Origin of the sequence: Niastella caeni, assembly GCF_004834005.1 — a bacterium.
Classification (GTDB): Bacteria; Bacteroidota; Bacteroidia; order Chitinophagales; family Chitinophagaceae; genus Niastella; species Niastella caeni.
In genome coordinates, this window is sequence record NZ_STFF01000015.1 from 81,664 (window position 1) to 96,808 (window position 15,145).

At 45.0% G+C, this 15,145-nt stretch carries 8 protein-coding genes; all 8 read left to right on the forward strand.

Annotated elements, in window-relative coordinates:
- Positions 1-7 precede the first annotated feature (7 nt).
- Positions 8-1,540: a gluconokinase gene (locus tag FAM09_RS29650; RefSeq protein ID WP_136580801.1), complete on the forward strand. Its 1,533-nt coding sequence runs from the start codon at positions 8-10 to the stop codon at positions 1,538-1,540.
- 152 nt (positions 1,541-1,692) lie between these two features.
- The gene (locus FAM09_RS29655; protein WP_136580802.1) at positions 1,693-3,156 is read left to right on the forward strand and encodes an enolase C-terminal domain-like protein; all 1,464 of its coding nucleotides are present in this window, start codon (positions 1,693-1,695) and stop codon (positions 3,154-3,156) included.
- 56 nt (positions 3,157-3,212) lie between these two features.
- Positions 3,213-4,151 (forward strand): RraA family protein, encoded by a 939-nt coding sequence (locus tag FAM09_RS29660; RefSeq protein ID WP_136580803.1) that lies wholly within the window; start codon positions 3,213-3,215, stop codon positions 4,149-4,151.
- A 139-nt stretch (positions 4,152-4,290) separates the two neighbouring features.
- A complete protein-coding gene (locus FAM09_RS29665; RefSeq protein ID WP_136580804.1) occupies positions 4,291-5,571 on the forward strand; it encodes a mandelate racemase/muconate lactonizing enzyme family protein in 1,281 nt (426 codons plus the stop codon).
- A 121-nt stretch (positions 5,572-5,692) separates the two neighbouring features.
- Complete coding sequence (locus tag FAM09_RS29670) at positions 5,693-7,156, forward strand: RICIN domain-containing protein (protein WP_136580805.1); 1,464 nt, start codon at positions 5,693-5,695, stop codon at positions 7,154-7,156.
- A gap of 550 nt (positions 7,157-7,706) precedes the next feature.
- Complete coding sequence (locus tag FAM09_RS29675) at positions 7,707-11,003, forward strand: tetratricopeptide repeat protein (RefSeq protein WP_136580806.1); 3,297 nt, start codon at positions 7,707-7,709, stop codon at positions 11,001-11,003.
- A 14-nt stretch (positions 11,004-11,017) separates the two neighbouring features.
- Entirely contained in the window at positions 11,018-12,925 is a 1,908-nt protein-coding gene (locus FAM09_RS29680; protein ID WP_136580807.1) for a DUF3857 domain-containing protein, read from the forward strand.
- Between the two features lie 7 nt (positions 12,926-12,932).
- Positions 12,933-14,903: a DUF3857 domain-containing protein gene (locus FAM09_RS29685; protein WP_166437313.1), complete on the forward strand. Its 1,971-nt coding sequence runs from the start codon at positions 12,933-12,935 to the stop codon at positions 14,901-14,903.
- Positions 14,904-15,145: the final 242 nt, after the last annotated feature.

The window sequence follows — 15,145 nt, forward strand, 5'->3', positions numbered from 1 at the left end:
TATAAACATGAAATGCATCATCACCATTGAATTGGGAACAAACGGAATAAGGATGTTTGCCTATGACCTCAACGGCCGCGTCATCGGTTCCATGCGAGGGTATTATCCTACATTCCATACCGAACCCGATCACAGTGAGCAAGACCCGGAACAGATCTTTATTACCACGCTGTATGTGTTGAAGAATATCCTGAACGAATATATACACCCAAAAAAATATAAAGTAGCCTCCATTTGTTTCTGCGCTTCCATGCACAGCGTGCTGGCGGTTGATAAAAATGGCAATCCATTAGGCAATGCCATTACCTGGGCCGATAACCGGGCCAAGAAAGAGGCGCAGGAATTACGTCGCTCGGCGCTTGGTAAAAGCCTCTATGCGGCCACCGGTACGCCCATTCATCCCATGTCGCCGCTTGTGAAAATAGCATGGATCAGGAACAGCGATAAAGAACGGTTTCGCCAAACCAGTAAATTCCTTTCCATTAAAAGTTATATCATTCACCAACTGACCGGCGAGTACATGATCGATTACAGCATCGCCTCGGCAACTGGCCTGATGAATATTCATACTATTAAATGGGAAGCCGATGCGTTGCAATATGCAGGAATTACAGCTTCCAAACTACCAGGCCTCGCGCCGGTATTTACTGCTGCCGGAAAATTGAAAAAAGCGTATCAGCAATCGTTGCGGCTGCCGGCCGAAACAAAAATATTGATTGGCTCCAGCGATGGTTGTCTGGCCACATTGGGCGACGGGTTGAAAGGCGAAGGCAAGGCCACCATTACAATTGAAGACAGCGGTGCAGTACGGGTGATGGGACCTGCGGTTTTGAAAGATGAGCAGATGCGGTTCTTTAATTACCTGCTTACAGAGAATTGCTATGTATCTGGCGGCCCTACCAATAACGGCGGAAATATTTTTGAATGGTTCACTCGTCAGTTCGGTGATTTCACCAACCCGTTCGACATAGAGAACAGCATTCAACAGTTAATAGAAGAGGCTTCCAAAGTGCCGGCGGGTTCCGATGGCCTGCTTTTCCTTCCTTATTTGTTGGGCGAACGCGCACCTATCTGGAATGCCAATGCGCGCGGTGCCTATTTCGGCCTGCATATAAAACACGAACGCAAACATTTTGTGCGGGCTACCATTGAAGGCATACTGTATGAAATATACAGCATTGGTAAAACGCTGGGCGAACATCGTACCATCAAAAGTCTTTCGGTGAATGGCACTTTTGGCACAATGCCTTTTTGTGCTCAATTACTCGCCGATCTGTTCAACAAACCTGTACGCCTGCGGCCACAGTTTCACAGTGTAAGTTTTGGCGCCTTTTTGTTAAGCGCCACGGAGATGGGCATTTATAAATCGCTGGAGGATGCGGCGCAAACTGTTGAACTGCCCGATGTGTATAAGCCAAATAAACAGCGCCACGCCATCTATGCCGATTACTTCACCGTATTTGAAAAGCTGAGTGCGAAGCTGTTCGATGAATTTGAGGCGATCGGTAATCTGCAGCATAAGTATTCGGAAAGGTTGTGAATTGATCAAGGAAACATTGTGGTAATAGGTATGAGAAGCAGGAGGTAGGAGGTAAGAAGCAGGAGATACGAAGTAAAAGGCATACTTCCTACTTCGCATGCATTGTAGTGTTAAGTATCAATCAATCAATTATGACCATTAAATCATATAATATGAATCCTTCTCAAAAGATCCTTACAAAGCTAGGGCTCAATGACCCTGAAAAAGATACATCTGATAAGGCATCCAACAGCCGCCGTTCTTTTTTGAAACGATCGGCGCTGGGCGGCATTGCATTAGGAGGCATCAGCGCGCTGTGGCCCATTGAAGAGATCATTGCGCAAACCACGCAAAAGGTCAGCCGCTATTCAAACCCATCTGATCTGAAGATCACCGATATGCGGTATTGCATTATACAGAATGTGGGCCGCACGCCCATTATTCGCATCGATACCAACCAGGGAATCTATGGATTGGGCGAAGTGCGCGACGGCGCCGATGAACGCTATGCTCTGATGCTGAAGAGCCGCATCCTGAATCAAAATCCCTGCAATGTAGAAATGCTGTTTAAAATGGTGCGGCAGTTTGGCGGCCATGCGAGGCAGGGTGGTGGCGTAAGCGCAGTAGAAATGGCTTTGTGGGACCTCTGCGGCAAAGCCTACAATGTGCCGGTGTGGCAATTGCTGGGCGGAAGGTATCGCGATAAAGTACGATTGTATGCCGATACGCCCGAAGCGTCTTCGATCAATGAATTCAAAAGAAAGATCAAATACCGCCTGGAAGAACAGGGTATGACCTGGCTGAAGATGGATATTTCCATCGGCGAAGTGAAAGGGCAGGAAGGCGCGCTGGTAAACAGCAAATTCTGGGGCAGTAACCTGGCGCAGTGGCGTGGGGGGTATATGGACTACGCAAATATAAAACATCCTTTTACCGCCATCCAGATCACCGAAAAAGGATTAGACGGCATGGCGCAGATCGTGAGCGACATACGTTCGGTAGTAGGCTATGAGATTCCTATTGCAAGTGACCATTACGGCCATTTCGATCTGAACAATGCCATACGCTGGGGCAGGAAAGTAGAACCCTACCGCCTCGCCTGGCTGGAAGACATGGTGCCCTGGGAGTTCACCGATCAATTCAAAAAAATGTCTGATGCATTGGAAACCCCGGTATTGACGGGTGAGGACATTTATCTGCTCAACGGTTTCAAACCACTGATCGATGCAGGTGCTGTTGATATCGTGCATCCCGACCTCGCCACAGCCGGCGGTATTTTAGAAACAAAACGCATTGGGGATTATGCCGAAGAAAAAGGCGTGGCCATGGCCATGCATTTTGCCGGCACGCCGGTGTCGTTTATGGCTAATGTGCATTGCGCTGCCGCTACGCAAAATTTCCTGGCATTGGAACATCACTCGCTCGACAATCCCTGGTGGGAAACGCTGGTAAAAACAACGGATGGCCGCAAGCTGTTCGAGAAGGGATATGCGAATGTGCCGCTCACGGCGCCCGGGTTGGGAATAGAACTGGTGGAAGAAGAAATTAAAAAACATTTGCTGCCCGCTAACAAAACCTATTTCGAGCCTACACCCGAATGGAACGATGTTCGCTCGCACGACCGGTTGTGGAGCTGACGCTAGACAGGAAGTAGGAGGTAGGAAGTAAGACGAAACAATAACCTTATATAAATATGAAAAAGTATTGTTTAATTCTAATGCTGGTGTTGCTTTGTGCAGCAACTTATGGCCAACAAATTTCCCGCGAACAACTCATTGCATTAACGCCTGAATGGGGTGGCGAACGTTTTGCCGATGGTAGACCCAAAGTGCCCGACAGCTTGCTCGATCGCATGAAGCTGGTGACACTGGAAGAAGCCTGGGCAGTGTTGCGCAATGAAAATTACAAACATCAATACGATGGCGAATGGAAAACCATCAATCCCGACAGTGTGTTGGTAGGCCGTGCAGTAACCGCCATCTTCATGCCCGGACGCCCGGATATCCATCGCGTAATAGACAAATTTGGTGTGCGCGATAAACGGGTGAAATCACAAAACTCCTGGCCTATCGATCTGCTGGTAAAGCGGGATGTATACGTCGTTGACCAGTTCGATGCGTATGAAGATGGTCCCACCATCGGGGACAACCTCGGCAATTCTATTTATGCCAAAACAGGTAATGGAATTGTATACGATGGCGCCATTCGCGACATCAAGGGTTTGAAAGAGATCGGTTCTTTCACTTCTTTCTTCCGCAGTTATCACCCTTCGCATCACCTGAACAATCCCGATGGCGATCTGAACACAACGTTGGTTGGGATCAATCAGCCTACACGCATTGGTAAGGCAACCGTAATGCCGGGCGATGTAGTGTTGGGCCGGGATGGCGGTGTGATCTTCATTCCACCGCATCTTGCAGAAAAAGTGGTAAAGACATCTGAGATCGTTCGCTTACGAGATATGTTTGGTCACCAGCGGTTGCGCGAAGGGAAATACACGCCTGGTCAGATCGATTCGCGCTGGAGCGACGAAATTGAAAAAGATTTCTCCAAATGGCTCAACGATCATATCAATGAGCTGCCGGTATCTAAAAGCCAGATCCGGGAGTTTTTGAAAGGACGTACATGGTAGCGAGTAGCAAGTGGCGAGTAGCTAGTAGGGAAAAAAACTGAAATGTCTTAAGGTGAAAAAATAATAACGAATGATGCAATAAAAGCCCTACTCGCCATTTACCACTAGCTACTAGCTTATTAACTATTAAACAAACCCAATGACACACTCTAACTCAAGAAGAAACTTTATCACAAAGACAGCTATCGCCGCCGCCATGGCCCCATTGGCTTCTTTGTCTGCATTCGGACAGGAATTTGAAAATGCCATTGAGCGAACGCCAAAAGCGTCACCACCTTCCAACCTGAAGATCACCGAGGTGAAATGCGGTTACATCAGGGGCAGCCTGTTCGTAAAAATATATACCAACCAGGATCTCTGGGGTTGCGGTGAAGGCGTGGACGCCATTCCCGGCACCTACCACCTGGTGAAAAATTTCGGTGAACGCATTAAAGGAAAAAGCCCGTTGAATGTGCACCGCCTGTTTGAAGACATTCGTAAATCCGGTTTTTTTCAGGGCGCGCAGTCGGGCATGTATGTGGCGGTTTTGTCGGCCATAGAAACTGCGTTGTGGGACCTGACCGGGAAAGCCTTGCAGTTGCCGGTATACCAGTTATTGGGTGGAAAGTTTCGCGATAAGGTACGCGTGTATTGTGATACGGCATTGTACCAGCGCAACCGGCCTTCCCCCGCAGATTTTGCCGAAGCAGCCAGGAATGCCAAAAAGATGGGTTTCAACGCCATCAAGTTCGACCTGGACCAGGCGAACGATCCTAATAAGTATGATGTGTATAACTGGACGGCCAGTCCGGCCGAGCTGCAACGCATGTACGATCAATTGGCAGCTGCACGCGAAGCAGTTGGGCCCACTATCGACATCTGTGCAGATATGCACGGTCGTTATGATGCGGTAACTGCACAAGCTGTTGCCAAAAAGGTAGAGCCTTTGAACCTGATGTGGCTGGAAGAACCGGTGCCTGCCGAGAACGTGGAAGCGTATAAACTGATCACCGAATCAACGGCCACACCCATCTGCGCCGGCGAGAACCATTACCTGGCCTATGGTTTCAGACGAATGCTGGAGATAGGCGCAGTGGATATCGTAATGCCCGACCTGCAAAAATGCGGCGGGCTGGGCGAGGGGCAACGTATTGCCAACCTCGCTAACCTGTACTATGTTCCTTTTGCGCCACATATGGTAGCTTCCTTCCTGGGCGCTATGGCTTCTGCGCATGTGTGTGCCGCCGTACCCAATTTCATGATCCTGGAATGGCAATCTTATTTTCATACCCAGCCTATGTTTAAGGAAATTATCACCTATGATGGGGAGTGGGTGAATAATAGTTTTATAACCGTATCCGATAAACCGGGTATTGGCGTGGAGATCAATGAAGCGGGGATGAAAAAATACGCCATACCAGGGGTTCCTTTTTTTGAATAACCGGGTGGGGTCCCAGTAATTTACCCCCCATATTTTAGGAATTCTCCCCCCTGTTAAATGTCGTTGCAACGTTAATTTTAGTAAGAAGCTCAAATTAAGCCTCCATATAAAAACGATTGCAATGAAAAAACTTTTATCCTTTTTGCTGCTTGCAGCATTTATATCCTGCTCAAAAAAGCAGGCCGATGCCATTGAAACGCCGGACCCGGTGCCGGAAGATACTTCGGTTACCCTGGACGCCACTAACAATTTCAAGGGGCTGAACTGGGCCGACCCCGACGATAATTTCGAAGATGGTTGGGTGGTTGTCAGCGGACTGGCATCTACTGATAACTATGCTACCGTACAATCAAAAGCGAATAACATTCTTACCGCTTTTCAGTCAAGAGGCGCCAATACGGTTCGGCTACCAGTCAATCCGAATACCGTAGCCCAATCCTGGTGGAATGCTTATACAGGCGCTATTGATATGGCGGCTAGCAAAGGCATGAACGTGATACTGGCTTATTGGGAAGCCAAAAGCTCCAAAGATGGATTGGTTGATAATATGACCCAATTCTGGAGTATGTGGCAGACCATCGTAAACAAGTATGGCAGCAACAGCCGGGTATATTTTGAACCGTTCAACGAACCGCATGGGTACGGTGCTACCGATCTCAATAATTTATATGCAAACTGGTTAAGTAATTATCCGTCTGTTCCGCGTGGTAGAATTATACTCGATGGACAAGGGTATGCGGAGAACGTGAATGTGGTAGGGGCCGATAGCCGGTTAACCAATTGCTTGTTATCTTACCATAATTATACCTGGTTCGATAATAATAAAACAACAACCGGCGACTGGGTGGCGGCCATTCAATCCATTGCTTATCCGGCACGTACCATTGTAACAGAATTCGGCATTCCAATGACCAATGGAAAAAATTACCTGGGTGCGCCGGGAACCGACAGGGAGATCGCCTATTTCCAGGGAATGACCAGTGGAATTCTCTCCCGTTCAATGGGCTGTATATACTGGCCTGGTTTGCGCGATGGCGATAGCTATAGTTTACTTACGCTGAGTGGTTCTACCTTAAATACGAATAATGCATCCGGTTTAACCCGCCTGCAATATGGCTGGGGCAATACTTCCATTAGTTTTCCGCAAGGCAGCTTTAATAGTTCGGCCTGGTACAGTATTGTATGCAGACAAAGCAACAAGGGGCTGGATGTAAATGGTTCTTCAACTGCCAATGGAGGCGCCATTATACAATGGGATTACTGGGGTGGTAATAACCAGCAATGGAAAATTACCAGTTTGGGGAATGGCTATTACAGTATCATTAACCGCAATAGCAACAAAGCATTGGATGTAACTGGCAGCTCTACTACGAACGGCGCTGCTGTGATTCAATATGATTATTCAGGTGGTAACAACCAGCAATGGCGCATTGTAGATCAGGGTTTTGGTTATTACGAAATAATCAATCGCAATAGTGGTCAATCGCTCGATGTAAACGGCGGTTCAACCACCAATGGCGCACCGATCATTCAATGGCCTTATAATGGCGGTCGCAACCAGCAATGGCAGATTGTTCAATTATAAATCAGGTAAGACCCGGTGCGAAGTAGAAGGGGCTGCGTACGCAGCGTAGAGCGCATTCGCACGGGGCGTAGCCGAAGTGCCGAAAGGCGCTTACCTAAATTAATTTCTTCTCAATGCATAGGTCTGCAATGAAGAGCTGATCGGTCAGCAGGTTGGTTTCATCGGTTTAATAATTTTTCACTGCAGCGGTGGAATTCCGACAGGCCGGCTTGCTGACCGTGATGGTTAGATTGTTTACGCAGGTATTTACCATTTATGTCCGTAGTTGTTTGCCTGGCCATCAAGCCAGGCATCTTTTTTTAAAATCTATAAAAATAATAAAACCATTTGAGTTGTTGCTAAAAGTTGATAAGCGTGCATTTTTGGGCGATAAGTGTGTCATTTAAGGCAAAAACCGTGTAAAGAGGCAGGTGGAAATATGTAATAAGGGCAATAAAAAATAATATGTATTTTGGGCCTCAAAATCAGCAGGGACAAATATTCCCGGCTATCCGTTTCTTTTTTTAAAACTTCATTATACCTTCACATTTTAAAGAAGGTAAATATAACCATGAACCGACATTTAACCCTGGTTGCCGTACTCTGCCTTGCGTGCATGTACACCAACGCTCAAAAAAACAATCCGCTTATTAACTCTGCAGAGGCCATCCAATCCGGCATCAAATTGTATGATGATGGTAAATACAAGGAAGCCCTGAAAGAATTTCAACAGGTAAAAGCCGGCGATACCAACTATGTGTGGGCGTTGTATGAATGCGCACTGACCTGCAGTGCCGATAGCCAGTATGCACAAGGGATACGGTATTGTGAGCAGGCGCTGGCCCTTACTACAGAAAGGGAACGAGCCCCGGAGTTGCTGACGCAATATGGCAGCCTGCTGGATTATGATAATCAGCAGGAGCGTTCCCTCAAAATATTCGATTCGGCAATTGCTCTTTATCCGGCGTACACCACTTTATATGTGAACAAAGGCACTACACTGCTCCGGATGAAAAAGTATAAAGAAGCAGAAAAGGTATTTCAGCAAGCCCTGTTGATCAATCCTTATTCTGCCAGTTCTCATTATAAATTAGGGCTCTGTGCTATCAACCAGGGGCAGGTTGTTCCGGCTTTCCTGAGCATGGTAGCCAACCTCGTTATGGAACCCGAAGGCCGGTTTTCTCTTAACGCCATTGCTATCCTGGATAACATCGCAAAAAGTAAAGACGATGTTATGGAAGAGGTGAATAAGCGAAAAGAAGAACCGAATGAAAACTTCCGGATGATTGAACAGATCGTGTTGTCGAAAATTGCGCTGGATAAAAATTATAAATCGATCATTGACCTCGACGATCCAATTTCAAGGCAGATGCAGGTAGTTTTCGAAAAGCTCAGCTTTGATGAAACGGACAACAATTTCTGGATGCAGTATTATGTTCCTTTTTATAAGAAGATGTTCGATGAGAAGAAATTTGAAAACCTGGTATACTATGCTTTTTCCGGTATAGATATTAAGACCATCAAGGATTATAACAAGAAAAATAAAAAGGAGTTAAGCGCATTTGTAGACGAAGTTGTTGCTTACAGTAACCTGATAAGATCCACCCGTGAATTAAAATATTCAAAGCGCAATCCGAACGGACCGCTCTACTATTTTTCGAGCGGAGTATTGGTAGGTAAAGGCATCGCCCGCAATAACGGCGAAATACTTACAGGCCCCTGGGAATTTTATTATCCGGCAGGTAATATAAAGGGCTCGGGCGGTTACAATGATAAAGGTGAAAAAGAAGGCCCCTGGAAATATTATCATTTTAACGGACAATTAAAAGGCGATGAGTCGTATCGGAATGGCAAACAGGAAGGTGCTGAAACATACTATTATGACCATGGTGTTGTTTCTTCCCGCGCCGTTTATAAGAACGGGGAACCCCATGGCCCGCATACCACTTATTTTAAAGACGGCAGCACCAAAATGACGGCTAACTATAGCAATGGAAAACTGCACGGCGTTAAAAAAACATTTAATGAAACAGGCGTGCTGCATGCTGTAGAAACCTATGATAATGGTAAACAAAGCGGTCCTTTTAAAACCTACCATAATAACGGACAGTTGGAGTCGGAAGGTGCTTATGTTGACGATAAAGTGAACGGGCCGTATAAAGCCTGGTACAATGATGGCGTATTATCGCTGGAAGCACAGTACGTACAGGATAAAGTAAACGGTGTATTAAAACGGTATTTTGAAAATGGTAAGCCGAACACCGTTGAAACCTATAACAATGGCACCCTGGAAGGAGAATATGTAAGCTATTACTACGATGGGCAGTTGTATACAAAGTATGTCAATAATAAAAAAGGAAAGGTCAGTGGCGATGTGCAGTATCTCGACAAGGACGGTAAGTTGTATTATACTTTCACCTTCGATGAAGATAAATTGAAAGCCGCGCGGTATTTTGATAAAGCCGGAAAACAGATCAGCCTTTCAGAAACCTCAAAGGGAAAAATTGACCTGCTGGTTTACAATGCCGATGGTACTAAAAAAGTGGCTACGCCTTACAATGCAAAAGGAGAGATCGATGGTATACAGACCTATTTTTATGGCTCTGGAAAAAATAAAGAAGTAAACCCATACGTGAAAGGTGAGTTGAATGGTGAGGCCGCGTCTTATTTTTCTAACGGACAAAAAAAGGCTGTTGCACAATATGTAGCCAATAAAAAAGACGGCTATTACACATCCTGGTTTTTACATGGCGGCAAAGAGGAAGAAGGATGGTATAAAGACAATATGGTGCAGGGAGAATGGCTGCTGTATAACGAAACAGGCAACCTTATTGCCCGCACTAATTACCTGAATGGCGAACTGAATGGATTAAAAACTTCCTACTGGCCCAATGGCATAAAAGAAACGGAAGACTTTTATGAGATGGGTACGCTTTTGGAAACCGTATCGTTTGATACCACTGGTAAAGTGCTGCACCGGGTGAAATTACCTAATGGCTCAGGAAAGTTTACCTCGGTATACCTCAATGGAAAACCCTACGGTGAAGGCACCTACATCAATGGGAACCTGGACGGTGTATTCAGGCATTATTATATCGATGGCTCTGTACAGGCGATACAGTGCTTTAAAAAAGGCTTGCGCGACAGTATTTTCAGAACATATCATTATGGCGGAAAGATCAGCTCGGAAGGCGTGTACAAATTGAATGAAAAAATAGGCACCTGGAAGTATTACCGTCCTGATGGCAGCCTGTCGCAAACAGAAGAATACACGGCTGGTAAGTTACACGGAAAAAAAATATATTACTATAAAAATGGTAAGGTAGATGCAGAGGTAACTTATGAGCGTGGAGATCGTCATGGAATGTACAAGAAGTATTCTGAAGAAGGTGTACTGGCCTATCAGCTACACTATGAATTTGACCTTCCGGTTGGTTACAGCTACCTGGGCAGGAATAATGAACCAGTTGCTGAAATACCATTTTTGCGGGGTAGTGGTAAAATAAATGCCCTCTTCCCGAATGGAAATTCATCTGTTACGGTTGAGTATGTGGAAGGACAACAGAATGGCCAGTATAAGCGGAATCACCCCAGCGGTAAATTGTGTTTGGAAAATACTGAGGTTTATGGAAACTCGGAAGATCTGATGAAGGAATACTATCCCGATGGTACCCTGCGTTCTGTATATACTTACCAGCACGATAATTTGCATGGCCCTTATAAAGAGTATAATGCAAAAGGAATATTGGTAGAAGAAGGCAATCAATATAATGGAGATTACCACGGCGAACAGCGATTTTATGATGACAATGGAAAATTAAAACAGGTAAGAGTTTATTATTTCGGGCAATTACTTAGTGTAAAATAAAAAGTGAATAAGGATTGAAACGATTATTTTTTGCAACCGGACTATTTATATCGCTCACCACTGCAGCACAGAAGGTTGAAGAGTTGAAAGCTAAGTTTCCCGGCGAAGAAGCCGTTATGCTGAATTCAACCGAACAGTATAAGATAAAGATCAAAGATGGCGAGCCGTATATTGAAAGCCGTGAATCGCAACAGTTGATGTACCTGACTGCAAATGCAGCAGCTTACCTGAGCCAGTATGGTTTCGGTCATAGCAGTTTTCATGAAGTAAAAGAATATGAGGCCTACACGCAAACGGCCGAAAACAAAAAGATAAAAGTTACCAACTTCAAAACCGGCAGCAGTAAGTCGTCAAGCGTATTTTATGACGATGCGAAGGAAACGCGTTTCGATTTCCCGGCCATTGGCCCCGGCGCTACCGGCAACCTGAACATGCTGGTGATCCATAAGAAGCCGTTCCTGCTTTCGCCTCATTATTTTGCGCGTAGCATTCCGGTTATCAATGATGTTATAAGCATCTCTTTTCCCAAAGGCATGTCGGTGAAATATGTGCTGAAAGGACTGGATACCGATAAGATCAAATTTACCCAGGACAGCAGGGGTGGAGAGATCACATATACTTTCCAGGTAAAGGACTTGCCGGCTGAAAAGGATTATCCCGATGCTCCCGGTGCGTCGTGGTATTCACCGCATATTGTTTTTTATATTGAAAAGTATAAAAACGACAAAGGCGAACAGGTAAGTTACCTGGCCGATACCAATGACCTGTACAAGTTAAATAGCGGCTTTATTAAGGACCTTAATAAGGTGGCCGGCCCTGAGCTGAAGCGGATCGTGGATTCACTTACCAATGGCGTTCCCTCGCAGGAAGAAAAAGCCAAACGCATTTATAGCTGGGTACAGGACCATATTAAATACGTGGCATTTGAAGACGGGATGGAAGGCTTTATACCGCGCGATGCCAATTTTGTTTGCAGTCGTCGTTTTGGCGATTGTAAGGACATGAGCAGCATACTTACCTTAATGTTGAATACTGCCGGCGTTCCGGCATATCATACCTGGATCGGTACCCGCGATCTGCCATACAGCTACCGGGAAACACCGTTGCCGATCGTTGATAATCACATGATCTGCGCCATTCAGTTGAAGAAAGACGAGTTTATATTCCTCGACGGTACAGATCCCACCTGCGTATTTGGTATTCCCCCTTCGGCCATACAGGAAAAGGAAGCCATGATCGCATTGGAACCAGGTAAGTACACTATTGTAAAAGTGCCTTCACCGCCTAAAGAAACCAATCAGCGTGTCGATTCCTGTTTTATACAGTTAACCGATAAAGGCATCACCGGCCGCGTTAATTTGCATATGAGTGGTTATTATGCCATGAATATGCATGGCTCATTGAGCTACATCAATGAGAAGGATAAGGAAAATTATATGCGGCGCCGGTTTTCCCGGGGTTCTAACAAGTTTCACCTTTCCAGTTATGAAGTAGGCGATTTAAGCGACAAAAACCATGTTACATTAAGCGGCAAGTTTGAGCTGCAGGATTATGCGCGGAAAATTGGTGATGAATGGTATTTGAATATCAACCTGCACAAATTATACGAACACGAAGAGATCGATTTCCCGCGCCGAAAAATGCCCGTGGCGTATGATTTCAGGTTTGTAAACAAATATGTAACCGTTCTTACCATCCCCGACGGTTATACCGTAAGCTATTTACCAAAGAGTAAATCGTTTAAAAATGATATATGGGGATTTTCATTGAACTATGAGCAAAAAGGAAATACCATTATACTTTCCCAGGAGTTTTACAATGATCATCTGCTGTTGACGGCTGATCAGTTTAAAGCCTGGAATGAAGTACTGGAACACCTTTTCCCCTTGTATAAAGAATCTATCAGTTTGTCAAAAAAATAGCGCTTACATGTTAAACGTGTATAAACAAATAATAACGGCCTGCTTCCTGGTATGTAGCGTACCAGCATTTACCCAAACCGTACCTGGTATTGAACAGGAACAATGGGGCGGTGAGGCAATTATACAAACCGTAGACACTAAGTACAGCAATGAATCTGCAGTTATCCTTTTTGAAAAAAGGCGTATTGAATTTGTTGATGAGAAAGAAGACCTGGTGGCCTATAAAACATTCCATACACGCATTCATATAAATGATGACAAGGGAATAGAAAGTTATAACAAGATCTACCTGCCGGTAAGCGACAATGGCGATATTGTTGATATCAAGGCCCGCACCATATTGCCCGGCGGTAATGTTATTACGTTGGATAAGAAGAATATCAAAGACCTGAAGGAAGACGATCAGTTGTACAAGATCTTCGCCATGGAGGGATTGGTAAAAGGTTGCGAAGTGGAGTATTATTATACGTATAAAACGGATGCGTCATTTTTTGGACGCGATGTATTGCAGCGCTCCTTCCCGGTGCTGGATGCACAGGTAGAAGTGGTGTCGCCTACGCGCCTGATCTTCGAAACAAAAGGCTATAACCAGGTAAATGCATCAGTTGATACCATCCTGGGCACCAAGCGATTTGTAACCACGCGTCAGCAAAATATACCCGGCGCGCAGGATGAAAAATATTCAACCTATACCGCCAACCTGAAACGGGTAGAATACAAATTGTCGTACAATACCAGTAACAAAGGCTCCGGCCGGTTATTTACCTGGAATGAACTGGCTAAAAGAGCCTATTCCATTTATGCAACGTATTCTGAAAAGGAATTGAAAAAAGTAGACGGGCTTATCAATAGCAACGGTTGGAAGAATAGCGGAAATGAAGCGAGTGTCGTGATAGCAGTAGAGAATTACCTGAAAAAGAATATCAGCACCCGCGAAGATATCGGGGATGCCAATGCAGAGAACCTTGAATGGGTCATCAAAAATAAGATTTCCAGTCACCGCGGTATTGTGCGGTTGTATGGCGCCATTTTCAAACAGCTTGCGGTGAATCACGAGTTCGTACTGTGCGGTTCGCGGGATGACTTTGCGGCAGATAAATCATTTGAGAACTGGAACAACTGCGATAACCAGGTGATCTATTTTCCAAAGCTGAAGAAATTTATTGCGCCTACCCTGATAGAGTTTCGTTACCCGCTGATCCATCCTTTATGGGTTGCCAGCAACGGCGTTTTTTGTAAAGGAACCATGATTGGCAATTTTGCTACGGCCATTGCTGATATTCGTCCTATACAGGGAGAAGATTATGTGCAAAGCGGTAATAATATTGAAGCGAAGATCAAATTGAATAAAACCCTCGATACATTGATCGTTAACAGCCGGCAGTTGTATTCAGGTTATTCTTCTGTGTATTACCGTACCAGTTTCAATTTCACTTCGGAAGACAGACAAAAACAGATCCTGAAAGAACTGGTGAAATTCGGTACCAGCTCCGAACAGGTTGTTTCATCGAAGATAGAGAATAAGGAAATGGAAAACTTCCAGGATAACAAGCCATTTATACTTGACATGGTGGTAAATGCCAGTGAGCTGGTGGAGAAGGCCGGGAATAAAATACTGGTAAAAGTGGGAGAGATCATCGGGCCCCAGGCTGAAATGTACCAGGAGAAACCCCGCCAGTTCGATATGGATGTCAACTATCCGCATGCGCTGGAACGCACCATCGAATTTACTATTCCTGAAGGGTACAAGGTAAAAAACCTGAATGATCTTGTAATTAATAAAGTATATAAAGAGAATGATGAGGTGACCATGGGCTTTGAATCTTCTTACACACAGGAAGGTAATATCATTAAAGTGCATGTAATGGAGCAATACCGGAAAATACATTATCCGTTAGCGCAGTACGAAGACTTTAAGAAGATCATCAATGCTTCAGCAGATTTTAATAAAGTAACGCTGGTGCTCGAAGCGAATTAAGCAGGGCAATCAACTAATTGAGCATACCAAAGGGTGGGTCTGTCTTTAATGGCGGGCTCACCCTTTTTGTTTATTGGGGAGGGGCGGTAAAAAAATATATACCCTACTAATATAAGTAGGTAAATGAGCGCCGTTTTTGATTATAACAGTAACAGATACGCCTGATTGATTTTAAATAACTCCTGTAATTGGGTATTTTTTATTTTTTTAGTTTTTATTATGAATGAATCTGTGATCGGTGA

Excerpts from the sequence above, each read along its gene's own strand:
- FAM09_RS29650 (WP_136580801.1), top strand. The coding sequence starts at position 8 with ATGAAATGCATCATCACCATTGAATTGGGAACAAACGGAATAAGGATG.
- FAM09_RS29655 (WP_136580802.1), top strand. The coding sequence starts at position 1,693 with ATGAATCCTTCTCAAAAGATCCTTACAAAGCTAGGGCTCAATGACCCT.
- FAM09_RS29660 (WP_136580803.1), top strand. The coding sequence starts at position 3,213 with ATGAAAAAGTATTGTTTAATTCTAATGCTGGTGTTGCTTTGTGCAGCA.
- FAM09_RS29665 (WP_136580804.1), top strand. The coding sequence starts at position 4,291 with ATGACACACTCTAACTCAAGAAGAAACTTTATCACAAAGACAGCTATC.
- FAM09_RS29670 (WP_136580805.1), top strand. The coding sequence starts at position 5,693 with ATGAAAAAACTTTTATCCTTTTTGCTGCTTGCAGCATTTATATCCTGC.
- FAM09_RS29675 (WP_136580806.1), top strand. The coding sequence starts at position 7,707 with ATGAACCGACATTTAACCCTGGTTGCCGTACTCTGCCTTGCGTGCATG.
- FAM09_RS29685 (WP_166437313.1), top strand. The coding sequence starts at position 12,933 with ATGTTAAACGTGTATAAACAAATAATAACGGCCTGCTTCCTGGTATGT.